This window comes from Rhodococcus sp. NBC_00294, from assembly GCF_036163995.1.
In the GTDB taxonomy this organism is placed as follows: Bacteria; Actinomycetota; Actinomycetes; order Mycobacteriales; family Mycobacteriaceae; genus Rhodococcoides.
The window spans coordinates 3,032,557-3,056,397 of sequence record NZ_CP108043.1 but is presented as its reverse complement, the minus strand read 5'-3'; the positions used below and the strand labels follow the sequence as shown (position 1 = coordinate 3,056,397).

The window sequence follows — 23,841 nt, the reverse complement described above, 5'->3', positions numbered from 1 at the left end:
ACGACCGGCACCGCGCTCGGCGCACGTCCGCGAGAAATCTACCTGTCCGCCTGTGCCCGAGCCGATCGCCGGTGCAGGGAGAGCACAAAGGTCGCCGCGACGACGATGCCGAGGAGGTTGATACCCAGCTGTCCTGCGGACAGAGCGGCGATGCGCCAGCTCCCCACCGTGGCCGCGACGACGGCGAAACCTGCTGCCGGAACGGTGGTCACGGAGATGAAGACCCCGACCAGGGCGGCTGATTTCGCCGACACCAGCGCGAGCATGCCGGCGGCGCCGGCGAGCAGAGCCACGACGAGAGAGAACGGACCCACCTGGTAGATGAAGTCGACCTGCTGCAGGTCGTCCATCGCCTCCGGTCGGATCCATCCGAGGGCCTCGGCCCCGAACGCCCCCAGCGCCGTGATGACCATCGCGATCGGGAAACCCACGAGCAGCGCCAGCAACGATCGACGGATCAGTGATCGCTGACGACGCACCAGGCCGACCGACAGCGCTGCCAGCGGACCGAACTCGGGTCCCACCACCATCGCACCGACGATGGTGACCGGCGAGTCGGTCACGACGCCGATGGCCGCCAGCAGCAGCGCGATGGTCAGGAAGGCGACGAACGTCAGGGTGAGGGACGATTCCTCCCGCGTACGTCCGACCAGTTCGTCCCAGACGATCGAGTCGTCCGGGTCACCGGGCGCGTCCTGTTCCGCGGTGCGCGCCGCGTCCGACAGCACCGTCTCCACGGGTTGCATGGTGATGGCTCCGTCGTGGGTCAGGCGCAGCGAACGCAGACCGTCGAGAACCTGATTCGCGCACTCCCGCACGACGACGGCGTCCACGACGTCGCCCTCCGGGCGCACAGCGGCACCGCGCAGAACGACGACGTGAGCGACGCCGGGAGTCTCGTCGAGCACCCGCAGCACCTCGTCGGTCCGGTCCGCCGGACTGACCACCCTGAGGTTCTGCATGCACTCTCCGTCCGCGCGTCGTCGACGCGTGACCGGCGACGCCTCGACCCTAGGTCGTGGGGCCCTCCGACGCGGGCTTCTCGCCCGATGCGCCACCCGGCGTCTGACGAGGAACCGGCTTCGCGTCGATACCCGACTCCTTGCGCTGCGCCGGGGTGATCGGAGCCGGCGCGTCGGTCAGCGGATCGACGCCGCCGCCCGACTTCGGGAATGCGATGACCTCACGGATGGAGTCCACTCCGGCCAGCAGGGCCGTGATGCGGTCCCAGCCGAAAGCGATACCGCCGTGGGGCGGCGCACCGAAGGCGAAGGCGTCGAGGAGGAAGCCGAACTTCTCCTGCGCCTGCTCCGCGTCGATGCCCATGATCGCGAAGACACGCTCCTGGATGTCCTTGCGGTGGATACGGATCGAGCCGCCGCCGATCTCGTTGCCGTTGCAGACGATGTCGTACGCGTAGGCCAGGGCGTTGCCGGGGTCGGTGTCGAAGGTGTCCATCGACTCGGGCTTCGGCGAGGTGAAGGCGTGGTGCACGGCGGTCCACGAGCCGGAACCCACGGCGACGTCGCCGCTGGCGGTGGCATCGGACGTCGGCTCGAACAGCGGCGCGTCGACGATCCAGACGAAGGCCCACTCGTTCTCGTCGATGAGGCCCTGCTTGCGGGCGATCTCGCCGCGGGCGGCACCGAGCAGTGCGCGCTGCGCCTTGGCGGGGCCGGCCGCGAAGAAGACGCAGTCACCGGGCTTCGCGCCGACGTGGGCGGCGAGTCCGTCGCGCTCGGCGTCCGACAGGTTCTTGGCGACGGGACCACCGAGGGTGCCGTCCTCCTGGACCAGGACGTACGCGAGGCCCTTGGCGCCGCGCTGCTTCGCCCAGTCCTGCCACGCGTCGAGCTGACGACGCGGCTGCGACGCACCGCCCGGCATGACGACGGCGCCGACGTACGGCGCCTGGAAGACGCGGAACGGCGTCTCGGCGAAGTACTCGGTGCACTCCACGAGCTCGACGCCGAAGCGGAGATCGGGCTTGTCGGAACCGAAGCGGCGCATCGCGTCCGCGTAGGTCATGCGCGGGATGGGTGTGGTGATCTCGTGGCCGATCAGGTTCCACAGCGAGGTGAGGATCTCCTCGGCGAGGACGATGACGTCGTCCTGCGTGACGAAGCTCATCTCGACGTCGAGCTGAGTGAACTCCGGCTGCCGGTCGGCGCGGAAGTCCTCGTCCCGGTAGCAGCGGGCGATCTGGTAGTACCGCTCGATGCCGCCGACCATGAGCAACTGCTTGAACAGCTGCGGGCTCTGCGGGAGTGCGTAGAAGCTTCCCGGCTGGAGTCGCGCGGGAACCAGGAAGTCGCGGGCACCCTCGGGGGTCGAGCGTGTCAGCGTGGGCGTCTCCACCTCGACGAATTCGTGGTGGGCCAGGACGGACCGTGCCGCCGCGTTGACCTTCGAGCGCAGTCGGATCGCATGACCGGGTCCGGCGCGACGCAGGTCCAGGTAGCGGTACTTGAGCCGCGCTTCCTCGCCCGGAGTCTCGTCCAGCTGGAACGGCAGCGGCGCGCTCTCGCCCAACACCTCCAGCTCGGTCACGTTCACCTCGACGGCGCCCGTCTGGATCTCGTGGTTCTGGTTGCCCTCGGGGCGGAGCTCGACGATGCCGGTGATCTTGACGCAGAACTCCGACCGCAGGCGGTGCGACTGCTCGGCCGCCGGACCGTCGCGGAACACGGCCTGGACCACTCCGGAGGCGTCACGCAGGTCGATGAAGATGACTCCGCCGTGATCGCGCCGTCGAGCGACCCAACCGGTCAGGGTGACGTGTCGGTCCGCGTGCTCGGCTCGAAGCGAACCGGCGAGGTGCGTGCGCAGCACAGGAGTCCTTCCAGAAGTAGACGAATACAGCTGGTGATCCTACGGACCATTCGAGCCCACCCCGACGCCGGGAGAAACAGCGCTGTGTCGGTGGTGGCCACGTGCGAAGCTGTGAGCCGCACACGCCGACGAAAGTGGTGACTCATGACGTTCGACCCCGACGCCAGGATCGACTCCTCCCGGGTTCGACGGTCCTCCGGTGGCCGCGGCAAGGGCATCGCCGTCGGCGGCGGTCTCGGCGGCATCGTCATCGTGGTGATCACCCTGCTGCTCGGCGGCGACCCGTCGTCGGTGATCGGGCAGCTCGGCGGCGGTGAGGCCACGTCGCAGGACTCGGGCAGCGGCGCCATCGAGAACTGCGACACCGGGGCCGACGCCAACGCGAATGTCGACTGCCGGGTCACGGCCACCGTGAACAGTCTCGATCAGGTGTGGGACGCCGAGCTGGCGGCGCAGACGGGCGTGCCGTACGAGCGCCCCGAGGTCGACATCTTCTCCGGTCAGGTCTCCACCGGGTGCGGCGCCGCGACGTCCGACGTCGGCCCGTTCTACTGCCCCGCCGACTCCACCGCGTACTTCGACACCGGATTCTTCCAGGTGCTCGTCGACCAGTTCGGTTCCAGCGGCGGCCCGCTCGCGCAGGAATACGTCGTGGCCCACGAGTTCGGCCATCACATCCAGAACCAGCTGGGCGACATCGGCCGGGCGCAGGCCGACCCGAACGGACCCGAGTCCGGCGCCGTGCGCACCGAGCTCCAGGCCGATTGTTACGCCGGCGTGTGGGCGAACAAGGCCGACGACGTTCCCGCACCCGGCAGTTCCGAGCCGCTGCTCGATCCGCTCACCGACCAGGACGTGTCCGACGCGTTGTCGGCCGCGTCGTCCGTCGGCGACGACCGGATCCAGCAGGCCTCGACGGGCCGCGTGAACCCGGAGGGCTGGACCCACGGCTCGTCCGACCAGCGACAGGCGTGGTTCGACGCCGGCTACCGCACGGGAGCTGTCGCCGCCTGCAACACCTACGACGCGTCGGATCTGAACGACCCGTCGTCCGTCCGCTGATGTCGTCCCGCACGGAGCTGCCGGTCTGTGAGACGTGTGGCGTGCAGTTCGACCGCGTCGATCCGGACGAGTGCCCGATCTGCACCGACGAGCGCCAGTACGTCGGACGCGGCGGCCAGCGGTGGACCACCGTCGCCGAGGTGTCGGCGTCGCACCGGACCGTGGTGCGCGAGGAGTACCCGGGCCTGTGGGGCATCGGCACCGAGCCGACCTTCGCGATCGGTCAACGCGCGCTGCTGGTCCCCGGCGACGGCGGAAACCTGCTGTGGGACAGCATCACCACGATCGACGACGCCGCGATCGCCCGTGTCACCGAACTGGGCGGCGTGTCGGCCGTCGCTCTGTCCCACCCGCACTACTACAGCGCGATGGTCGAGTGGAGCGAGGCCTTCGGCGACGTGCCGATCTACGTGCACGAGTCCGACCGTGCGTGGCTGCCCCGCGCCGGCAACATCCGCACGTGGTCGGGCGACTCCCTGGAGATACTGCCGGGGCGGACGCTGATCAACACCCGGGTGCACTTCGCGGGCGGTTCGGTGCTGCACTGGCCGGGCACCGACGGCCGCGGCGCGCTGTGCACCGGGGACATCGTCCAGGTGGTGTCCGACCGCCGATGGGTCTCGTTCATGTACAGCTACCCCAACCTGATCCCCGAACATCCCGACACGATCCGCCGGACGGTCGCCCTCCTCGAGAACGTGGCCTTCGAGCGCATCGTCGGGGCGTGGTGGGACCGGGTCGTCGAGGAGGACGCTCACGGCGCGGTGGTCCGCTCGGCGCGGCGCTACCTCGAGCACATCGGCGTGACCCCCGGCTTCTGACCGACCGGCTCAGAACAGGGTCATCGCTGGTTCCGGAGCGGGTTCCGCGGGAGCTGCCCTGGCCACACGCCGCGCACCGGCCGGATCGATCCCCGTCAGAGAGTGCTTCTCCCGCAACGGTTCCACCTTGTCGCGGAGCCACTGCTTGTATTCCGGGCTGACGTACGCCCCGCGTCCGTAGAGCACCCGATAGCGGCGCACGAGAGCCGGATGATGCTCGGCGAGCCAGCTCATGAACCACTCCTTGGTGCTGGACCGCAGATGCATCGGCAGCGCGGTCACACCGGTCGCGCCCGCGTCTTCCAGGGCCGCCATCAGGGCGCCGAGGTGTTTGGGACTGTCGGTCAGGAACGGGATGACGGGCGCGATGAGCACGTGGCACGACAGACCCGCGTCCGTGATGGCCCGGATCATGTCGAGGCGAGCGCGCGGTGACGGCGCCCCCGGCTCGAGAGACTTCTGCAGATCCTCGTCGTGAAAGGCGAGACTGACACTCACCTGCACGTTCACCTGCTGAGCGGCGAGGGTCAGCAGCGGCAGATCCCGTCGCAGCAGCGTGCCCTTGGTCAGAATCGAGAACGAGGTGCCGGACTCGGTGAGCGCCCGGATGATGCCCGGCATGAGCTCGTAGCGACCCTCCGCGCGCTGGTACGGGTCGGTGTTGGTGCCCAGGGCGACCGGGTCACGTTTCCACGAGGCGCGGGCGAGTTCCTTGCGCAGCACCGAGACGATGTTGGTCTTGACCACGATCTGCGAGTCGAAGTCGCGGCCCGCATCGAGGTCGAGGTACTCGTGGGTGGGCCGGGCGAAGCAGTAGCGGCACGCGTGCGAGCACCCGCGCGCGGGGTTGATGGTCCAGCGGAACGGCAGCGCCGATTCCTCGGGCACCCGGTTGAGGGCGCTCTTGCAGAGCACCTCGTGGAAGGTGACGCCCTCGAACTCGGGCGTGCGGACAGTGCGGACCAGACCGGCACGCACCAGCCCGGTGCGCTCGAGGCCGGGAAGCGCCCCGTCGGGAGCGTCGAGTGTCTGACCGTCCCACCGCATGACCCCTCCTGTTCTCCGGCGACCCCGGCACGCCGATGCCTCGAACACACGATCGATCGACGAATCGCAGACAGTCGAACATCCGTTCTATCGAGGTGTCAACTCTTCGGTAGTGTCGGTGGACATGGCCCTCCTCCCGTCTCCCCCGTCACCTGCTGACGGCGCCCGGTCCGACGATGTCGTCGCCTGGGTCGCCGAGCACCTCGGTGACCTCACCCTCGAAGAGCCCGAGGAGATCCGGGCGGGCGGTCTGCGCGGCGGACAGTCGGCAGCCGACGCCGCTCTCGCGAGCCTGGACATCACGGACTACGCCCGGTCCCGCAGCACGGTGGAACCGCCGTCGCGGCGCGGGGCGAGTCGCATGTCGCCGTACATCCGGCACGGCCTGCTCACGCTGAGCGAGGTGTGGGACGCGGTGGCGGACGCGCCGACCCGGGACCGGTCTCGTTACCGCGACGAATTGCTGTGGCAGGAGTACGCCCGCCACCTGTACGCACGGGTGGGCTCGCACCTGGGGGCGTCACTCACGCGCGAGCAGCCCCGTCCGACCGTCTCGGCGGACGACACCTGGTCCGACGATCCGTGGCCGGCCCGGATGCGCTGCATGGAGTCCGTCGTCGACGAGCTGCACGAGGACGGGTGGCTGGTGAACCAGACGCGCATGTGGCTGGCGTCGCAGTGGGCCGTGCGGGCCGGCGCGACATGGCGGGACGGCGAGGACGAGATGTTCACCCATCTCCTCGACGGCTCGAGGGCGGCCAACCGACTCGGCTGGCAGTGGACCGTCGGTACCGGCAGCGGCAAGGTCTACGGGTTCAGTCGCTGGCAGGTGGAGAAACGCGCACCCAGCCTGTGCCGATCGTGCGCGCTGTCGTCAGCGTGTCCCATTCAGGACTGGCCGACGGCCGCTCTCGGCCCGTCGGTCGACGGACCGAGCCTGGCCACCGGCGACACCCCGGCCGGCCCCGCGGACACCGTGGGTGAGGACGGCGACGAGGTGTGGCTGACGGCGGAGTCGCTCGGCAGCGCGGATCCGGCCCTCGCGGCCGACGACGCCCGCCCCGCGGTGTTCGTGTTCGACGAGCCGCTGCTCCGACGGTTGCGATTGTCCGGCAAGCGACTGGTCTTCCTCGCCGAGACACTCGGCGAGCTCGCCGCCGTCCGGCCTCTGGAGGTACGACGGGGACGGGTCACCGAGGAGCTCGCCGGACGGCGCCTCGCCGCGACCCACGCCCCGGTACCGGGGTGGGCACGCATCGCGGCCGCCCTCGATCCGGTGGAGGTGCACCCGTGGCCGTGGTTGGTGCGTCCGACCCGATCATCGGTGCGGTCGTTCAGCGCGTGGCGCCGGGCGTCGGAGCGGGGAGGGCGGAGCCCGGCCGGGAAGTAGGCGGGGAGGGCGGAGCCCGGCCGGAAAGTCGGCAGGAGGGCACCAGGTGGATCGGATACGGTCGAGCGCGTGACCGAACCCACGGACCCGTCCGCGTCGATCGAACCGACCGCTCCCACGCTCGAGCCGCTGCTGCGCATCGTGTTGCGCACCGCGGATCCGGTGCAGCTCGGCGACACTCCCGTCGGCGCGGAGTCCGTGGCACCGGTCGTGGGTGGTGTGCTGAGTGGGCCCGGGGTCGAGGCCGTCGTCCGCGCCGTCGGTGCCGAGCACGCCCACGTCCGAGCGGACGGATCGACCACGTACTCCACCGACCTGTTGGCCGACGTCGAGTCGGACGACCCGGGCGCCGTGATGCGGTTGACGCTGAACTCCGTCCGTTTCGGATCGGCCGAGGTCGTCGAGGCCCTCGATCGCGGGGAGGACGTGGAGTCCGCGCTCTACTACTTCCGCGGCACCCTCACGGTGTCCACGTCGATCCGGACGCTCGCCTACCTGAACAGGGCCGTGATCGTCACCTCCGGCTCGCGTCAGGGCACCCAGTCCGTGGTTGACGCGTTCCTGGTCACGTAGTCGATGACCACCACCGGTGCCGGGCGTCCCCGGCTCACCACCCGTAAGCGACCGGGAGCCACGGCGCGGGAGGAGATCCTCGACGCGGCGGCGGAGTTGTTCACGACGCGGGGTGTCACCAGCACCTCCACCCGCATGATCGCCGACGCGGTCGGGGTCCGGCAGGCGTCGCTGTATCACCACTTCGCCACCAAGGACGACATGCTCGCGGCGCTGCTGGTGGGGACCGTCGACGCACCCCTGGCCTGTGCGCAGGCGCTGCGTGACGCCGCGGCCGACGCTCCGAGCGCGCTGTATGCCCTGGTGTGGTTCGACGCGGACCAGCTCATGACCTCGCGATGGAACCTCGGCGCCCTGTACCTCGTCCCCGAATTGCGCAGCGCACGGTTCGAACAGTTCCGCACTCGTCGCTCCGACCTCATGGCGCTCTACGCCTCGCTGTCGCGGGACGCTCTCGTCGACATCGGCACGCTGGTGGTCTCCGAGGAACTCACACCCCTCCCGTTCCGCATCGTCGAATCGGTGATCAGCGCCCGGTCCGATGCGGAATCGACGCGGCACTCCCTCGCGACGCCCGACACGATCGCCGACGCCGCGGTGCGCGTGCTGGGGTGGACGGGCTCGACGGCGTCGCTGCGTGACACGGCCACGACACTGCTCGACGCCGCTCGGCCGATCAGTCGGTGAGAGCCGCGACCTCGGCGTCGGTGAGCACGGTCGCCGGGGCTCGCCCGGACGTGCGGACCACGTCGATCGCCCGATAGAGCGGGCGCTCCGTCAGCCCGGCCTCGCGGGCCTCGGCGCGAAGCTGGGTCACCAGTACCGACGACAGCGCCAGAGCCGACGCGAGCGGGGACGAGGCCAGTCCGTCCGCCACCGCGCGCAGCGCGATCGGCTGCAGTTCGCGGCCGCCGTCGGTCGTGTACATCGCCACGCCGACCGTGACGTCGCCGGACGAGTCGCCGACACGGATCAGCACCTGGCTGACGCGCGCGACTCGCACGAGGACCTCGACCTTCGTCGCGTCCGACAGGTTGACCCGTCGCACGCGGAACGACCCGCGCCGGCTCACCACACCGTGATCGATCCACACGCGTCTGCGGCCGCCCGACACGACGGCGAACCCTGCCGTGGCGACGAGCGCAGCTCCCAGAGCGACACCGACGTACGGCGAGATCAACAGTCCGGCGACGACGCCGAGCACGGCACCGACCACGGCGAACACCGCACCGGCGACGCGGAGCCGCGGAACGATGAGCTCCGGCGGCACCAGATCGAGCGCCACCAGCCCTCTGTCGGCCATGGTCAGCTCACTGGCGACAGCGTGGCACGCACGCGAGCGGCGGCCTCGGACAACGGGATCGACGACTGCTCGCCGGTCGCCAGGTCCTTCAGGCCGATCTCTCCGGCCTCGAGATCGCGATCACCGAGCACCAGCGCGAGGCGGGCACCGGAACGGTCGGCACCTTTCATGGCGCCCTTCATTCCGCGGTCGCCGTAGGAGAGGTCCACGCGGACGCCGGCGGCCCGAAGTTCCCGGGCGATCACCGCGAGACGCAGCTTGGCCTCCGGGCCCATGGGCACGCCGTACACCTCGCACCGGGCCGTCGACGCGGGCGCGACGCCCTCGGCCGCGAGAGCGAGCACCGTGCGGTCCACGCCGAGACCGAAACCGATGCCCGACAGGGGCTGCCCGCCGAGCTGCGCCATGAGGCCGTCGTACCGTCCACCGCCGCCGATGCCGGACTGCGCACCGAGACCGTCGTGGACGAACTCGAAGGTGGTCTTCGTGTAGTAGTCGAGACCGCGCACCATGCGCGGATTGACCACGTACGGCACGCCCATCGCGTCGAGATGGGCGCGGACGGTGTCGAAGTGGACGCGAGCCGACTCCGACAGGTGGTCCATCATCAACGGTGCGTCGGCCGTCATCTCACGGACGTGCGGTCGCTTGTCGTCCAGGACGCGGAGCGGATTGATCTCGGCGCGGCGACGCGTGTCCTCGTCCAGCTCGAGACCGAACAGGAAGTCCTGCAACAGCTCCCGGTACTGCGGGCGGCAGGTCTCGTCACCGAGCGAGGTGAGCTCGAGCCGGAAACCGGTGAGACCGACGCTCCGGAACCCACTGTCGGCCACGGCGATGACCTCGGCGTCGAGCGCAGGATCGTCGACCCCGATGGCCTCGACGCCGACCTGCTGCAGCTGCCGGTACCGACCGGCCTGGGGGCGCTCGTAGCGGAAGAACGGGCCGGAGTAGCTGACCTTCACCGGGAGCGCTCCGCGGTCGAGACTGTGCTCGATGACCGCGCGCATCACGCCGGCGGTGCCCTCGGGTCGCAGCGTGACACTGCGGTCACCCTTGTCGGCGAAGGTGTACATCTCCTTGCTCACCACGTCGGTGGACTCACCCACGCCGCGTGCGAACAGCGCCGTGTCCTCGAAGATGGGGAGCTCGATGTGGCCGTAGCCCGCGGCCCGGGCAGCGGCGGTGAGACCGTCGCGCACTGCCACGAAGGTCGCGGAGTCGGGTGGCAGATAGTCCGGGACGCCCTTGGGGGCGGCGAACGGCTGGATGCGCTGTGTGTCGCCGGTCATCGCACACCACCGAGTCCCACGAGGAACGGGTTGCTGCCGCGTTCCGCGCCGATGGTGGTGGACTCGCCGTGTCCGGGCAACACGGCGGTCTCGTCGTCGAGGCACAGCAGGTGCTCGGCGATCGAGGCGAGCAACTGTTCGTGATCGCCGCCGGGCAGATCGGAGCGGCCGATCGATCCCGCGAAGAGCGTGTCCCCCGAGAAGATCACCTGCTGCTCGCCCCCGTCGAGACGGAAGACGACGGAGCCACGGGTGTGACCGGGCGTGTGCGCGACGGTGACACCGAGTCCGGCCACGTCGAGAACGTCGCCGTGCGCCAGTTCCACCACCGTCGCGGGCTCCTCGAAGGTGGAGTGCGCGATCAGCGGCGCCAGGACCGGGCCGATACCGGACGCCGGATCGGTGAGCATGTGGCGGTCGTCGGGATGCACGTACAGGGGAATGTCGAAGCGCGCGCACACCGGCGTCGCGTCCCACATGTGATCGAGGTGGCCGTGCGTGAGGAGCACTGCGATGGGCGTCAGGCCCGCGTCGTCGAGGAACGAGTAGAGCGGCGCCGCGGCGTCCTGGCCGGGATCGACGACGATGCAGTCCGTCCCCTCGTCCCGACTGACGACGTAGCAGTTCGTCTGGAACATGCCGGCGGGGAATCCGGTGACACGCACAGTGAAGGACTCCTCATGCTTTGCGGTGCAGCGATCCGCGATCGGACGAATGCCACCAGCGTAGGCGGTGCGACCGGGCGCCCCGGAACGTGGGGCAGGCACCTCGGCCGTCCACCGGGTCAGGTGCCTCTCAGGGAAGCCTGGCACACTTCTGCTGCTCACCCGCTCCAGCGAGAAGAGGAACGCCAACCGTGCCGACGAACGAACAACGACGTGACGCTGCCAAGCGCAAGCTCGAACGCCAGCTCGAGAACCGTGCCGCTCGGGCGCGACGACGCAAGCAGGCGACCATCGCCGCCGCCGTCATCGGACTGGTCGTCGTCATCGGCGGCGTCGCTGTCGCCATCGGTGTGACACGCGGCGACGACGATACCGCCGTCGAGGCCTCCGACTCCCCCACCAGCGAGAACGCGACCCCGGAGGGCATGCTGCCCGCCGGCCGCTCGGAACCGCTGCCCGAGACCGTGAGCTGCTCCTACCCTGCGGGCGGCACTGCCGCGAAGCCGGCGAACTCTCCGCAGACCGAGAACGTGCCCACCACGGACGACAACGTCAGCGTCAGCATGGACACCTCGCAGGGCCCGATCGGCCTGTCTCTCGACGCCACGAAGGCGCCCTGCACCGTGAACAGCTTCGCCTCGCTGGCCGGGCAGAACTATTACGACGCCACTCCCTGCCACCGTCTGACCACGGCCGACAGCCTGAAGGTCCTGCAGTGCGGTGACCCGACCGGCGCCGGAACGGGCGGCCCGGGCTACCAGTACGCCAACGAGTTCCCCACGGACCAGTACGCCGACGATCCGGCCGCGTTGCAGTCGCCCGTCCTGTACCCCCGCGGAACCATCGCGATGGCGAACGCCGGCGCCGACACCAACGGCAGCCAGTTCTTCCTCGTGTTCGGCGATTCGCAGCTGCCCCCGAACTACACGGTGTTCGGCACGATCGACGAGACCGGCCTCGCGACGCTCGACAAGATCGCTGCAGCCGGCGTCGAGGGTGGCGCGCAGGACGGTGCGCCGGCTCTCGCGACCACCCTGAACACGGTGCGGCTCGACCTGGCCTGACGGCTCACCCCGCACACTCCCGCGAGTACGCCGACAGTGTCGTGATTCCGGACGGGATCACGACACGTCGGACGTACTCGCCGGGGGTGGGTCGAGCTCTAGGCCGCTGAGGTCAGGCGGTACACGTCGTACACGCCCTCGACGTTGCGCACCACGTTGAGCACGTGGCCCAGATGCTTGGGATCACCCATCTCGAAGGTGAACTTCGAGATGGCGACCCGATCGCCCGAGGTGGTCACCGACGCCGACAGGATGTTGACCTTCTCGTCGGCCAGCGCCTTCGTGACGTCGGAGAGCAGACGGTGGCGATCGAGTGCCTCGATCTGGATCGCGACGAGGAACACCGACGACGGCGACGGGGCCCACTCGACCTCGATCAGCCGCTCCGACTGCGTCTGCAGCGACCCGGCGTTGGTGCAATCGGTGCGGTGCACGCTCACCGAGCCACCGCGGGTGACGAAGCCCATGATGTCGTCTCCCGGCACCGGGGTGCAGCACTTCGCCAGCTTGGCGACGACGCCGTCCGCACCCGACACCATGACCCCTGCGTCGCCGACGCGGCGCGGACGGGTGGGAATGGTGGACGGGGTGGACCGCTCGGCCAGTTCCTCCTCGACATCGCCGACACCGCCGAGGTGAGCGACGAGACGCTGCACGACGTGCTGCGCCGAGACGTGGTTCTCCCCCACCGCGGTGTAGAGAGCCGAGACATCGACATACCGCAGCTCGTGCGCGATGGCCGACATGGACTCGCCGTTCATCAAGCGCTGCAACGGAAGTCCCCCGCGCCGCACCTCCTTGGCGATGGCGTCCTTGCCGGCCTCGAGCGCTTCCTCGCGACGTTCCTTGGCGAACCACTGGCGGATCTTGGTCTTCGCACGCGGCGACGCGACGAAGGTGGCCCAGTCGCGGCTCGGTCCGGCTGTCGGGGCCTTCGAGGTGAAGACCTCGACCACCTCGCCGTTGTCGAGCTGACGCTCCAGTGCGACGAGGCGCCCGTTGACGCGGGCACCGATGCACCGATGCCCCACCTCGGTGTGCACGGCGTAGGCGAAGTCCACGGGACACGATCCGGCGGGCAGGGTCACCACGTCGCCCTTGGGGGTGAAGACGAAGATCTCCTTGACCGCGAGGTCGTACCGCAGCGACTCGAGGAACTCCCCCGGGTCCGCGGCCTCACGCTGCCAGTCGAGCAGCTGGCGCATCCACGCCATGTCGTCGAGCTCGGTCGCGTCACCGGAGTGACGGCCCTTCGTCTCCTTGTATCGCCAGTGCGCGGCGATGCCGAACTCGGCGGTGCGATGCATGTCGCGGGTGCGGATCTGCACCTCGAGAGGCTTGCCCTCGGGACCGACGACCGTGGTGTGCAGCGACTGGTAGACCCCGTAGCGCGGCTGCGCGATGTAGTCCTTGAACCGTCCGGCCATCGGCTGCCACAGCGAGTGGACCACGCCGACGGCGGCGTAGCAGTCCCGGATCTCGTCGCACAGGATGCGCACGCCGACCAGATCGTGGATGTCGTCGAAGTCGCGGCCCTTGACGATCATCTTCTGGTAGATCGACCAGTAGTGCTTGGGCCGACCCTCGACCACGGCACTGATGCGGGAGGCCGACAGGGTCGCGTTGATCTCGGCGCGCACCTTGGCGAGATAGGTGTCGCGTGACGGGGCCCGGTCGGCGACGAGGCGCACGATCTCGTCGTACTTCTTGGGGTGCAGGATCGCGAACGCGAGGTCCTCGAGCTCCCACTTGACCGTCGCCATGCCGAGGCGGTGCGCGAGCGGTGCGATGACCTCGAGGGTCTCCTTCGCCTTGCGCGCCTGCTTCTCCGGCGGCAAGAAGCGCATCGTGCGCATGTTGTGCAGCCGGTCGGCCACCTTGATGACCAGCACCCGCGGATCCCGCGCCATCGCGATGATCATCTTGCGGATGGTCTCGCCCTCGGCGGCGGTGCCGAGGGCGACCTTGTCGAGCTTCGTCACGCCGTCGACGAGATGGGCGACCTCGTCGCCGAACTCGGTGCGCAGCTGGTCCAGCGAGTAGCCGGTGTCCTCGACGGTGTCGTGCAGCAGCGCCGCGACGAGCGTCGTGGTGTCCATTCCCAGCTCGGCCAGGATGTTGGCGACCGCGAGCGGGTGCGTGATGTACGGGTCACCCGACTTGCGCATCTGCGAGGCGTGACGCTCGTCGGCCACGTCGTACGCGCGTTGCAGCAGACCGAGATCCGCCTTCGGGTACATCGACCGGTGGGTGCCGGCCAACGGCTCGAGCACCGGCTTGACCGCGGTGTTGCGCTGCGCGGTGATGCGGCGGGCCAGCCGCGCACGAACGCGCCGGGACGCGGACGACGGCGCAGTGGGGGTGGCGGAGGAGGGTGCCGGATCGGGCACTGGCTCCGTGGCGGGTGCGACCGGCTCCGGTGTCAGGGCATCGGTGCGCGCTGTCGGATCGGCAGGCTCCGCCCCGAAGGGCACGGGCTCCGTCGCGGCCTCGTCAGCCGCAGCATCGGCAGGCAGGACGGCGTCGGACGGCAGCGACTCCCCCGCGCCAGGCGGCACTGCTGCGGACTCCTCGGCGGTACGACCGATGTATCGCGTCATGATCGACACCTCCTCAGCTGCTCGAGAGACCCGACTCTATCCGCCGTCACCGGAGCGCACAGCGCACGCCCTCACATCTTCTCGAGGTCGGATGCTCAGACGACGCCCAATGTCGTGAGCGGTCCATGCTTCCAACGCTCGCGGCCGCCCAGAACTTCCACCTCGAGAACGACGGCGGCACCCACCACGATCGCTCCGCACCGCGTCAACAGTTCGGCGGCGGCCTCGAGTGTGCCGCCGGTCGCGAGCACGTCGTCGACGACGAGTACGCGGCGCCCCTCGAGCGCGATGCCCTCGGCGGAGATCTCGAGCTCCGCCGTGCCGTACTCGAGTTCGTACGACTGCCGGTGCACCGGCGGGGGCAACTTCCCCGCCTTGCGGACGGCGATCACGCCGGTGTTCAACGCCAGCGCGACGCCGGCACCGAGAAGGAAGCCGCGCGCGTCGATACCGGCCACGACGTCGGCGTCACGGCCCGCCTCGGCGAGCGAGTCCACCACGGTGCGCAGCCCCTCCGCGTCGGCGAACACGGGCGTGAGGTCGGCGAAGCGCACTCCCGGCGTGGGGAAGTCGTCGGCCCAGCGCGTCAACCGGGCGACGACGTCCGATCCACCGGGTGCGCTCGTGGTGGGGCTGCTCGATCCGGGTGTACTCATCCGACGAGTATCCACTTGTCCATGTTCCAGCCCGCACCCGCGACCGTCGGGTTCGACTCCACACCACGCATTCCGGACGCCACCGCGGTGACGCGCGGCGCGTTGTAGAGCGGGAGGGTGGGCATGTCGGTCCACAGGATGTTCTCCGCCTCGACCGCCGCGGCGAGCACGGTGGCGTCGGACTGGTCGACGGCCAGGCGATCGATCAGCTCGTCGAGACGCCCGTTGGCGTAGCCGCCGACGTTGACGCCCTGTCCGCCGCGCAGGGCGAAGCGACCGGGATCCGCGGAGGACGTGCCCGACGCTCCCGCCTGTCCGGCGGTGGAGGCCAGGACGGCGTCCACTTCCCCGGCGCGCAGAGCGAGCGGCGAGAAGGTCGGCGACGACGCGTCCACGATCTCGATGCCGAGAGGTGCGCAGGACGATGCAATGGCGGCGACGACGGCCGCGCGGCGCTCGTCGGGCCCCAGGTAGCCCATGCGGACGACGGGGTCGGTCAGACCCGCTTCGGCGAGACCCGCGGTCACCCCGGCGACGTCCGCGGTGCGGTACCGCTCCGCCGCGGTGGCCGCCACCGAGCGGTAGGGCAGCGTCGCGGGAAGGGTGGTCCGGCTGTCGACGATGCCGGACCCGCGGCCGGTCTCCGCCTCGTATCCGGGGTGGCCGTGCTGCGCGTACAGCTCGCCGCGGGGAACGCATGCAGCGAAGGCGCGGCGTGCGGCCGGGTCGACGAAGACACCGGACGTGGCCAGGGTCAACTGCTCGACGCCGAAGGACGGCTGAGCCGTCGACGTGAAGCCGTCGGGAGTCGCCGTGCCGCCGTCGGCGTCGACGACCTCGATGTCGTCCGATGCCGCCTTGGCCGCGATGTCGGCGCCCTTGGGCCACACGACGACACGATCCGTGGCGGCGGGAACACCCCACCACCGTTCGTTGGGAACGAGCGCGAGACCGTTCTCGACCGAGTACGACTCGATGCGGAAGGGCCCGGACGACACGAAGACCGCCGGGTCGACGGTTCCGACGTCCTCCCCCTCCGCCGGGGTGAGGTTCCATCCGGTGTTCCAGACGTCCGCGATGCGCCGCAGTGCGTCCTGGTCACCGCCGGCGAGGGTGCTCACGACGTCCGGCACGCCGGCGATGCGGGCCGCGACGTGTGCGGGCATCATCGTCCCGGCGCCGAAGAGGGACTGCCACTCGACGTACCCGCGTCCCGAGCGGAACGTCACGGTCGCGACCTTGTCCGCGGGAGCGCAGTCGATGCGTTCGATGTCGGTGTAACCGGCGGTGGACGCGGCGTCGAAGAGCGGCGCTCCGTCCGCGGCTGTCCGGCCGCTGCGTGCGGCCCACGCCAGCACGAGGTCGTCGCACGTCATCGGCACACCGTCGGACCACACGGCGGGCGCGGCGAGCGTGTAGGTGACCACCTGCTGCTCGCCGGGTACCTCCACGGCCGTCCCGATGTCGGTGTCGCTCACGGCACCGCCGCTCGGGGCGGTGAGCGCGAATCCGGGCAGCACTCGCGAGAAGGCCTGCGGCGCAGCCGAGACCGATCCGGCGACGGTTCCGCCGTTGTAGGTGGTGACGGTGTTGTCGACGGCGTAGCCGATGGACGGGATGCGGGTGTCCTCGTCGCCGCACGCCACGAGTGTCGTGGCCGTGATCGCGGCGAGCGCCGCGACGGCGACGCCTGTCCTGGCCCCTGACGACGCACGCATGTCAGCTCCTCCGCTTGCCGCGCTTACCCGTCGGGCGCGCGCCTGCGCGAGGCGCCGCGGCCGCAGTGCGTGCGGTCTTGGCCGGAGCATCCGTTGCCGTTGCCGTGGCGGTCGCCGTGCCCGTGGCGCCGGCCGGAACCGCGCTCTCGGCGCGCGGACGCGTGGTGCCCTCGCGCTTCGCGAGCACCTTCTTCGTGTGCGCCGCGACCGGGCCCCATCGTTCCTTCAGCGTGACCACCAGCGGGGTCGCGAAGAAGATCGACGAGTAGGCGCCGATGACGATGCCGACGAGCTGGACCAGTGCGAGATCCTTCAACGTCCCCACACCCAGCAACCAGACCGCGATGACGATGAGGGCGATGACAGGGAGCACGCTGATGACGGTGGTGTTGATCGAGCGCATCAGCGTCTGGTTCACCGCGAGGTTGGCCTGCTCGGCATAGGTGCGCCTGTTGAGGTGCAGGATGCCGCGGGTGTTCTCCTCGACCTTGTCGAACACCACCACGGAGTCGTACAGCGAGAAGCCCAGAATGGTCAGCAGTCCGATGACGGTCGCCGGAGTGACCTCGAACCCGACCAACGAGTAGACACCCGCCGTGACGAGGATGTCGAAGAACAGGGCCGCGATACCGGCGAGCGCCATGTCCCGCTCGTACCGGACGGCGATGTAGATGCTGACGATCACCAGGAACACCACGAGCGCGATCAGCGCCTTGTCGGTGATCTGGGAACCCCAGGTCTCACTGACGTCGGTGAAAGAGACCGCATCGCGCGTGGTCTCACCCTCCGCGTTGGCGGGCTGGAACGCGTCGAACAGGGCCGTCTGCAGCGCGGACGCCTGCCCCTGGTCCAGCGACTCGGAGCGGATCTGCACGGTGGCGCCGGATCCGGTGCCCACGGTCTGGACGGCGACGGCGTCCTGACCGAGGGTGTCGGTGTAGATCTCCTCGACCTGCGCGGTGTCGACGCCCTGCGGAGCCGGGAACTGCACGCGCGTGCCGCCCTCGAAATCGATACCGAGCGTGAAGCCGCGGACCGCGATCGACAGCAACGACACCAGCACGAAGGCCGCGGTGACGCCGTACCAGAGGCGACGGCGTCCGATGATGTCGAACGCGCCGGTGCCCGTGTAGAGCCGCGACAGGAGTCCGCGACCGGCCTCGGGTGCGTCGGGAACGGTGTCCTCGGTGGTGGTGGTCGTCTCGGCCACGGGTCAGGCCTCCTTGCTCGGGCCGGCTGCCGCGGTAGCAGCATCGCGGGTGGTCTTGGCGGCGGCAGCGCGTTTGCGCGCGCGGGCGATCTCCTGGACCGCACCGAGACCGTTGATCGACGGCTTGGACCAGAACTCGGACCGCGAGGCGAGATTGACCAGTGGCCACGTCACGAGGATCACGATGACGATGTCCAGCAGGGTCGACAGGCCGAGCGTGAACGCGAAGCCGCGCACCTGACCGACGGCGAGCACGTACAGCACCGCCGCCGCGATGAAGCTCACCGCGTTGCCGGACAGGATGGTGCGCCGCGCACGGGCCCAACCACGCGGAACCGCCGAGCGGAAGCTGCGGCCCTCGCGTATCTCGTCCTTGATGCGCTCGAAGAACACCACGAACGAGTCGGCGGTCATACCGATACCGATGATCAGACCGGCGATGCCGGCGAGATCGAGCGTGAACGAGATCCATCGACCGAGCAGGACGAGGATCCCGTAGATGGCGACCAGCGACAGCACCAGCGACAGCGCCGTGAGGATGCCGAGCATGCGGTAGTAGAGGAGGCAGTAGATGAGGACGAACACGAGGCCGATGGCGCCGGCGATCAGGCCTGCCTCGAGCGACGCGAGTCCCAGCGTCGCCGACACTGTCTCCGCCTCGGAGGCGGCGAACGACAACGGCAGCGATCCGTACTTCAGCGTGTTGGCGAGCTCGCGGGCACTGTCAGCGGTGAAATTGCCGGTGATCTGCGTGGCGCTGCCCGCGGGGGTCGCGCCCTGGATGACCGGTGCGCTGACGACCTTGGAGTCGAGGGTGAACGCGGCCTGCTTGCCGATGTTCGCCGACGTGAACTGAGCCCAGGTGTTGCCACCCTCGGTGGTGAAGCTGAGGGAGACGACGTTGCGGGACTGCTGGGTGTCGAACTGCGAGCTGGCGTCGGCGATCTGCTGTCCGTCGATGATCGACGGCTCGAGGATGTAGACCGCGGTGCCGTCCGTGGAGCAGGCGACGAGCGGCAGGGCCGGATCGTCGTTGCCCTGCAGGGGGTCGGGCGCGGAGCAGTCGATCGTGGCCATGGCCTGCTGCTGCACTGTCGGGTCGGTGCTCTGCCGCTGCGCCTTCGCCTCGGCGATCGCGTCGGCGGTCTCGTCCGCCGACGACGCGGGCGGGGCGGCACCGGGCTCGGAGGCGGAGGTGTCGGACGGCGCGGGTGTCTCGGACGGGGCGGGGGTGTCCGTGGGGTCCTGCGCCGGGAAGGGCCGGTTCTGCGGTGCCGGTGTCGCCGGAGCCGTGGTGGCCGCAGGGTCGGCAGCCGCGGGGTCGGCAGCGGGGTCGGTCGCCGCGGGAGCGGGAGTGCCCGCCGGAGTGGGGGCCTGGGACGTCAGCACGGGGCGGATGTACAGCCGGGCCGTCTGACCGAGTGTGCGGGCCTGCGAGCTGTCGTCGCCGGGAACCGTGATGACCAGGTTCTGACCGTCGACGACCACCTCGGAGCCGGAGACACCGAGACCGTTGACGCGGGTCTCGATGATCTGCTGCGCCTGACGCAGGCTCTCCTGGCTCGGGGCGCTGCCGTCGGGCGTGCGCGCGGTGAGCGTGACGCGTGTTCCACCCTGCAGGTCGATGCCCAGCTTGGGAGTCGGGGACTTGTCACCGGTGAAAAAGACCAGGACGTACACGAGGGCGATGAAGACGCCGAACACGGCGAGATACCGCACCGGATACGAGGATCCGCTGGATGGGGCCACGGTGAGTGCTTCTCCTGAGTGAGACGGACCGGCTGGAGGAGACGGACCTGCTGCTGGTCGGACGGGGGTGGAGCGCGGCGGCGGCGGGCGTCACGGACGGCCGGAGCCTGACCGACCGTACCCTCTCCACAACGACGCACCGCCCCCGAGGACGACCTCGGGGGCGGTGTATCCGCTTTGTCTCACTCCTTGGTGAGTCGTGCCTGCGATCGGCCGTCGTCCGCGCCGCCGAGGCCGTTCTCCAGGCTGTCGACGCGCGATCCGGCGTCGCTGTGGTCCTCGAAGTCGCTGGTCGGACCGGAGTTCTCCGCACCTGACTCGTCCAGCTCGTCCTCGTCGGGCAGCACGTCGCGCACGACGGCACGCGACCAGGTGGTGATGATGCCGGGAGCGATCTCCAGGTCGACGGTGGTCTCGGTGAGTCCGTCGACGAGACCGTGCAGACCGGACGTGGTCAGGACGCGATCACCGATGGACAGCGCTTCCTGCAGCTCGACCGTCTTGGCCACCTCACGCTTCTGGCGGCGGATGCCGAGAAACATGGGCACGAGCAGGGCGAGAACGAGAAGCGGAAACAGCAGTTCCATCAGAAACGTCAATCCTTAGATCTTGGGACTCGGAACCTTCAGTGTGCCACGTTCGGTCGGGCGATCGGGCGTGTCGACCGCCTGAAACGCCGGAATCGTCCGGATCCATCGGCTCAGGTCTCGTCGAAGAGCGTGCGTTGCGGCTCGTTCGTCCGCACCGAGATGCCGCCGACCGCGAGATCCGGCGGGGGTGTGAGACCCATCCGTTCCCACGCGGCGGCCGTGGCCACCCGACCGCGCGGCGTCCGCGCGATCATGCCCGCGCGGACGAGGTAGGGCTCGCACACCTCCTCCACGGTGGCCGGTTCCTCCCCGACCGCGACCGCGAGCGTCGAGACCCCCACGGGCCCGCCGCCGAAGCTGCGGACGAGTGCGCCGAGCACAGCCCGGTCGAGGCGATCGAGGCCGAGCTCGTCCACGTCGTAGACCTCGAGCGCCGCCCGGGCGACCTCGAGTGTCACGCGGCCGTCGGCACGCACCTCGGCGTAGTCCCGCACCCGGCGCAGCAGGCGGTTGGCGATGCGGGGTGTGCCGCGCGATCGTCCCGCGATCTCCGCGGCGGCATCCGCCTCGATGCGCACTCCGAGGATTCCCGCCGACCGCGTCAGGATGCGCTGCAGTTCACGGGGGTCGTAGAAATCCATGTGCGCGGTGAAGCCGAAGCGGTCACGCAGCGGGCCGGTGAGGGCGCCGGACCGGGTGGTGGCACCGACGAGCGTGAACGGTGCGACGTCGAGCGGGATCGAGGTGGCGCCCGGCCCCTTACCGACGACCACGTCGACGCGGAAGTCCTCCATCGCCAGGTACAGCATCTCCTCGGCCGGCCGCGCGATGCGGTGGATCTCGTCGATGAAGAGCACGTCACCCTCGACGAGGTTGCTCAGCATCGCCGCGAGGTCTCCCGCTCGTTCGAGGGCCGGCCCGGACGTCAGGCGCAACGCCGAGTTCAGCTCCCCCGCGATGATCATCGCCATGCTGGTCTTGCCGAGTCCGGGCGGACCGGACAGCAGGATGTGGTCCGGTGTTCCGCCGCGTTGCGTCGCGCCCTGCAGGACGAGCTGCAGTTGCTCCCGCACGCGGGGCTGACCGATGAAGTCGTCGAGCGACTTCGGCCGCAGACTCGCATCGAGATCGCCGTCGTCCGGCACCATCTCGGCGGTGACCAGTGAGTCGTCCGTGCCGTCCGGGTCCATCACCGCGACCTGCCCAGGCTCACCAGGGCCGAGCGCAGAGCCTGCGCCGTTCCGACGGCGGGGTCGTCTGCCAGCACGGCATCGACGGCGGGCTCGGCCTGCTTGGCCGGGAACCCGAGGCCGAGCAGCGCCTCGACCACCTGATCACGCACCGGGCCCGACGAGTGGCCGGGTGCGGCGACACCGGCCGGACCGGACACCACCGCGTCCACCTTGTCGCGCAGTTCGACCACGAGACGCTCGGCGCCGCGCTTGCCGATACCCGGTACCCGCATCAGGGCCGTGACGTTGCCGTCGGTCAGCGCGGTGCGCAGCGCGTCGGGTTCGAGGACGGCGAGCACGGCCATGGCGAGCCGGGGACCGACGCCGGACACCGTCTGGAGCAGACCGAAGAGATCGCGCGACGTGGCGTCCGCGAAGCCGTACAGCGTCATGGAGTCCTCGCGCACGATCATCGAGATGACCAGGCGCGCCTCGGTTCCGCGAGAGAGCCCGGCCAACGTCGCCGGCGTCGCGTTGACGCGGTAGCCGATGCCTGCCGCTTCCACCACCGCGTGGTCGAGGGCGATCTCGAGCACCTCGCCCCGTACCGAGCTGATCATCGCGGCTGCGCTCCCGTCCTCGCGGCGGCCCGCACGGCCGCGCGCTGCTGCTTCAGTTTCTTCTCGTACGCGGCCTTCGCCGCGGCTGCCTGCGCCTCGGCGGCGGCCATCCGCGCCATCATGGGTGCCCGCCAGCAGTGACAGATCGCCAAGGCGAGAGCATCGGCGGCGTCGGCGGGGCGGGGGGCCTGCTGCATGCCGAGAATGCGGGTCACCATGGCCGTCACCTGAGCCTTGTCCGCGGTGCCGTTCCCGGTGACCGCGGCCTTGACCTCGGACGGGGTGTGGAAGGCGACCGGGATACCGCGCCGGGCGGCCGCGAGGGCGATCACTCCCCCGGCCTGCGCGGTGCCCATCGCGGTGCGCACGTTGTTCTGGGAGAACACCCGCTCGACGGCGACCACCGTGGGCCGGTGGGTGTCCAGCCAGTACTCGGCGGATTCGGCGATCAGGAGAAGTCGCTGCGCCAACTCCATGTCGGCCGGCGTCCGCACCACGTCGACGTCGAGCGCCGTGACCGCTCTGCCTGCGCCGGACTCGACCAGGCTCAGTCCACACCGGGTCAGCCCGGGGTCGACTCCCATGACACGCAACGCCCACTCCCTCACCGGATTCGGCCGCTCCGGACCTTCGAACACGTAGAACTGTTGTTCGATACCTTAGCGGCGAGTCGGTGACGAGTGTGGGCGGCGCGCTGGAGTCAGTCCTCGTCGAGCTGCGCGAGCACCTCGTCGGACAGATCGACGTTGGACCACACGTTCTGCACGTCGTCGCTGTCCTCGAGCGCATCGATCAGCTTGAACACCTTGCGCGCTCCGTCGACGTCGACGGGCACACTGACGGACGGCTGGAAGCTGGCCTCGGCGGAGTCGTAGTCGATGCCCGCCTCCTGCAGCGCGGTGCGCACGGCGACGAGGTCGGTCGGCTCCGAGACCACCTCGAAGGTGTCCCCGTTGTCGTTGACCTCCTCGGCGCCGGCGTCCAGCACGGCCATGAGGACGTCGTCCTCGGACTGGCCGTTCTTCTCCAGCGTGACGACGCCCTTGCGGGAGAACAGGTAGGACACGGAACCCGGGTCGGCCATGTTGCCGCCGTTGCGAGTCATCGCGACACGGACCTCGCCGGCCGCGCGGTTGCGGTTGTCGGTGAGGCACTCGATGAGGACGGCGACACCGTTGGGCCCGTAGCCCTCGTACATGATGGTCTGCCAGTCGGCGCCGCCCGCTTCCTCACCGGCGCCGCGCTTGCGCGCACGCTCGATGTTGTCGTTGGGGACCGAGGTCTTCTTCGCCTTCTGGATGGCGTCGTACAACGTGGGGTTACCGACGGGGTCACCACCACCCGTGCGCGCGGCGACCTCGATGTTCTTCACCAACTTGGCGAAGGACTTCGATCGGCGGGCGTCGACGACAGCCTTCTTGTGCTTCGTGGTCGCCCATTTGGAGTGGCCGCTCATCGGCAATAGCCCCTTTCGTAC

22 protein-coding genes are annotated in these 23,841 nt (G+C 69.8%); 6 read left to right on the top strand and 16 right to left on the bottom strand.

The window, feature by feature from the left end:
- Positions 1 to 38: 38 nt before the first annotated feature.
- Both OHB23_RS14360 and aspS read right to left on the bottom strand, forming a co-directional pair.
- Complete coding sequence (locus OHB23_RS14360; RefSeq protein ID WP_328809767.1) at positions 39 to 962, bottom strand: DUF389 domain-containing protein; 924 nt, start codon at positions 960 to 962, stop codon at positions 39 to 41.
- Between the two features lie 49 nt (positions 963 to 1,011).
- Entirely contained in the window at positions 1,012 to 2,832 is a 1,821-nt protein-coding gene (gene aspS / locus OHB23_RS14355) for an aspartate--tRNA ligase (RefSeq protein WP_222631023.1), read from the bottom strand.
- A 144-nt stretch (positions 2,833 to 2,976) separates the two neighbouring features.
- Between aspS and ypfJ the strand changes: the two genes are divergently transcribed.
- Positions 2,977 to 3,894, top strand: a complete 918-nt coding sequence (gene ypfJ, locus OHB23_RS14350) for a KPN_02809 family neutral zinc metallopeptidase (RefSeq protein ID WP_027505242.1) — start codon at positions 2,977 to 2,979, stop codon at positions 3,892 to 3,894.
- 41 nt (positions 3,895 to 3,935) lie between these two features.
- The gene (locus tag OHB23_RS14345) at positions 3,936 to 4,715 is read left to right on the top strand and encodes an MBL fold metallo-hydrolase (protein WP_222631021.1); all 780 of its coding nucleotides are present in this window, start codon (positions 3,936 to 3,938) and stop codon (positions 4,713 to 4,715) included.
- 9 nt (positions 4,716 to 4,724) lie between these two features.
- Here the strand turns inward: OHB23_RS14345 and OHB23_RS14340 are convergent, their stop codons facing one another.
- Complete coding sequence (locus OHB23_RS14340; protein ID WP_328809766.1) at positions 4,725 to 5,762, bottom strand: Rv2578c family radical SAM protein; 1,038 nt, start codon at positions 5,760 to 5,762, stop codon at positions 4,725 to 4,727.
- A gap of 124 nt (positions 5,763 to 5,886) precedes the next feature.
- Between OHB23_RS14340 and OHB23_RS14335 the strand changes: the two genes are divergently transcribed.
- The 3 genes from OHB23_RS14335 (at position 5,887) to OHB23_RS14325 (ending at position 8,412) form a co-directional block, all read left to right on the top strand.
- Entirely contained in the window at positions 5,887 to 7,152 is a 1,266-nt protein-coding gene (locus OHB23_RS14335; protein WP_328809765.1) for an FAD-binding domain-containing protein, read from the top strand.
- A gap of 69 nt (positions 7,153 to 7,221) precedes the next feature.
- Positions 7,222 to 7,725 (top strand): DUF3237 domain-containing protein, encoded by a 504-nt coding sequence (locus OHB23_RS14330; RefSeq protein ID WP_056444756.1) that lies wholly within the window; start codon positions 7,222 to 7,224, stop codon positions 7,723 to 7,725.
- Positions 7,726 to 7,728: 3 nt separating this feature from the next.
- Positions 7,729 to 8,412: a TetR/AcrR family transcriptional regulator gene (locus OHB23_RS14325; protein WP_222631017.1), complete on the top strand. Its 684-nt coding sequence runs from the start codon at positions 7,729 to 7,731 to the stop codon at positions 8,410 to 8,412.
- Here OHB23_RS14325 and OHB23_RS14320 read toward each other — a convergent pair.
- Genes OHB23_RS14320 through OHB23_RS14310 form a run of 3 tightly spaced genes read right to left on the bottom strand, consistent with a single transcriptional unit; the run spans position 8,402 to position 10,985 of the window.
- Positions 8,402 to 9,028 (bottom strand): hypothetical protein, encoded by a 627-nt coding sequence (locus tag OHB23_RS14320; protein ID WP_285185024.1) that lies wholly within the window; start codon positions 9,026 to 9,028, stop codon positions 8,402 to 8,404. The two genes, OHB23_RS14325 and OHB23_RS14320, sit on opposite strands and share 11 nt — an antisense overlap.
- A 2-nt stretch (positions 9,029 to 9,030) precedes the next feature.
- Complete coding sequence (gene hisS, locus OHB23_RS14315; protein ID WP_328809764.1) at positions 9,031 to 10,320, bottom strand: histidine--tRNA ligase; 1,290 nt, start codon at positions 10,318 to 10,320, stop codon at positions 9,031 to 9,033.
- Positions 10,317 to 10,985, bottom strand: a complete 669-nt coding sequence (locus tag OHB23_RS14310) for an MBL fold metallo-hydrolase (RefSeq protein ID WP_027505234.1) — start codon at positions 10,983 to 10,985, stop codon at positions 10,317 to 10,319. Before OHB23_RS14310 ends, hisS begins: the two co-directional genes overlap by 4 nt.
- Positions 10,986 to 11,176: 191 nt before the next feature.
- On the opposite strand from OHB23_RS14310, the gene OHB23_RS14305 reads away from it, so the two are divergent.
- Complete coding sequence (locus OHB23_RS14305; protein WP_328809763.1) at positions 11,177 to 12,049, top strand: peptidylprolyl isomerase; 873 nt, start codon at positions 11,177 to 11,179, stop codon at positions 12,047 to 12,049.
- 98 nt (positions 12,050 to 12,147) lie between these two features.
- On the opposite strand, the gene OHB23_RS14300 is transcribed toward OHB23_RS14305, so the two are convergent.
- The 10 genes from OHB23_RS14300 to OHB23_RS14255 form a co-directional block, all read right to left on the bottom strand.
- On the bottom strand, positions 12,148 to 14,649 hold the full coding sequence (locus tag OHB23_RS14300) for a RelA/SpoT family protein (RefSeq protein WP_328809762.1): 2,502 nt from the start codon (positions 14,647 to 14,649) through the stop codon (positions 12,148 to 12,150).
- 95 nt (positions 14,650 to 14,744) lie between these two features.
- Positions 14,745 to 15,305 carry an adenine phosphoribosyltransferase gene (locus tag OHB23_RS14295; protein ID WP_027505231.1) on the bottom strand — a complete coding sequence of 187 codons (561 nt, stop codon included), beginning with the start codon at positions 15,303 to 15,305 and terminating at the stop codon, positions 14,745 to 14,747.
- Positions 15,302 to 17,023, bottom strand: a complete 1,722-nt coding sequence (locus tag OHB23_RS14290; protein WP_328809761.1) for an ABC transporter substrate-binding protein — start codon at positions 17,021 to 17,023, stop codon at positions 15,302 to 15,304. The genes OHB23_RS14295 and OHB23_RS14290 overlap by 4 nt, the downstream gene beginning before the upstream one ends.
- Position 17,024: 1 nt before the next feature.
- The gene (gene secF / locus OHB23_RS14285) at positions 17,025 to 18,233 is read right to left on the bottom strand and encodes a protein translocase subunit SecF (RefSeq protein ID WP_442972985.1); all 1,209 of its coding nucleotides are present in this window, start codon (positions 18,231 to 18,233) and stop codon (positions 17,025 to 17,027) included.
- A 3-nt stretch (positions 18,234 to 18,236) separates the two neighbouring features.
- Complete coding sequence (secD, locus tag OHB23_RS14280; protein ID WP_051613210.1) at positions 18,237 to 19,982, bottom strand: protein translocase subunit SecD; 1,746 nt, start codon at positions 19,980 to 19,982, stop codon at positions 18,237 to 18,239.
- Positions 19,983 to 20,164: 182 nt separating this feature from the next.
- Positions 20,165 to 20,569: a preprotein translocase subunit YajC gene (gene yajC, locus OHB23_RS14275; RefSeq protein WP_222631004.1), complete on the bottom strand. Its 405-nt coding sequence runs from the start codon at positions 20,567 to 20,569 to the stop codon at positions 20,165 to 20,167.
- 113 nt (positions 20,570 to 20,682) lie between these two features.
- Positions 20,683 to 21,762, bottom strand: a complete 1,080-nt coding sequence (gene ruvB / locus OHB23_RS14270) for a Holliday junction branch migration DNA helicase RuvB (protein ID WP_328809760.1) — start codon at positions 21,760 to 21,762, stop codon at positions 20,683 to 20,685.
- Positions 21,762 to 22,364: a Holliday junction branch migration protein RuvA gene (ruvA, locus tag OHB23_RS14265; protein ID WP_027505227.1), complete on the bottom strand. Its 603-nt coding sequence runs from the start codon at positions 22,362 to 22,364 to the stop codon at positions 21,762 to 21,764. Before ruvA ends, ruvB begins: the two co-directional genes overlap by 1 nt.
- Positions 22,361 to 22,957: a crossover junction endodeoxyribonuclease RuvC gene (gene ruvC, locus OHB23_RS14260; protein ID WP_027505226.1), complete on the bottom strand. Its 597-nt coding sequence runs from the start codon at positions 22,955 to 22,957 to the stop codon at positions 22,361 to 22,363. The genes ruvA and ruvC overlap by 4 nt, the downstream gene beginning before the upstream one ends.
- Before the next feature lie 107 nt (positions 22,958 to 23,064).
- On the bottom strand, positions 23,065 to 23,820 hold the full coding sequence (locus OHB23_RS14255; RefSeq protein WP_027505225.1) for a YebC/PmpR family DNA-binding transcriptional regulator: 756 nt from the start codon (positions 23,818 to 23,820) through the stop codon (positions 23,065 to 23,067).
- Positions 23,821 to 23,841 lie beyond the last annotated feature (21 nt).

Excerpts from the sequence above, each read along its gene's own strand:
- ypfJ (WP_027505242.1), top strand. The coding sequence starts at position 2,977 with ATGACGTTCGACCCCGACGCCAGGATCGACTCCTCCCGGGTTCGACGG.
- OHB23_RS14335 (WP_328809765.1), top strand. The coding sequence starts at position 5,887 with ATGGCCCTCCTCCCGTCTCCCCCGTCACCTGCTGACGGCGCCCGGTCC.
- OHB23_RS14325 (WP_222631017.1), top strand. The coding sequence starts at position 7,729 with ATGACCACCACCGGTGCCGGGCGTCCCCGGCTCACCACCCGTAAGCGA.
- OHB23_RS14320 (WP_285185024.1), bottom strand. The coding sequence starts at position 9,028 with ATGGCCGACAGAGGGCTGGTGGCGCTCGATCTGGTGCCGCCGGAGCTC.
- yajC (WP_222631004.1), bottom strand. The coding sequence starts at position 20,569 with ATGGAACTGCTGTTTCCGCTTCTCGTTCTCGCCCTGCTCGTGCCCATG.
- OHB23_RS14300 (WP_328809762.1), bottom strand. The coding sequence starts at position 14,649 with ATGACGCGATACATCGGTCGTACCGCCGAGGAGTCCGCAGCAGTGCCG.
- ruvB (WP_328809760.1), bottom strand. The coding sequence starts at position 21,762 with ATGGACCCGGACGGCACGGACGACTCACTGGTCACCGCCGAGATGGTG.
- OHB23_RS14290 (WP_328809761.1), bottom strand. The coding sequence starts at position 17,023 with ATGCGTGCGTCGTCAGGGGCCAGGACAGGCGTCGCCGTCGCGGCGCTC.
- OHB23_RS14255 (WP_027505225.1), bottom strand. The coding sequence starts at position 23,820 with ATGAGCGGCCACTCCAAATGGGCGACCACGAAGCACAAGAAGGCTGTC.
- hisS (WP_328809764.1), bottom strand. The coding sequence starts at position 10,320 with ATGACCGGCGACACACAGCGCATCCAGCCGTTCGCCGCCCCCAAGGGC.
- ruvA (WP_027505227.1), bottom strand. The coding sequence starts at position 22,364 with ATGATCAGCTCGGTACGGGGCGAGGTGCTCGAGATCGCCCTCGACCAC.
- OHB23_RS14295 (WP_027505231.1), bottom strand. The coding sequence starts at position 15,305 with ATGAGTACACCCGGATCGAGCAGCCCCACCACGAGCGCACCCGGTGGA.
- OHB23_RS14340 (WP_328809766.1), bottom strand. The coding sequence starts at position 5,762 with ATGCGGTGGGACGGTCAGACACTCGACGCTCCCGACGGGGCGCTTCCC.
- OHB23_RS14360 (WP_328809767.1), bottom strand. The coding sequence starts at position 962 with ATGCAGAACCTCAGGGTGGTCAGTCCGGCGGACCGGACCGACGAGGTG.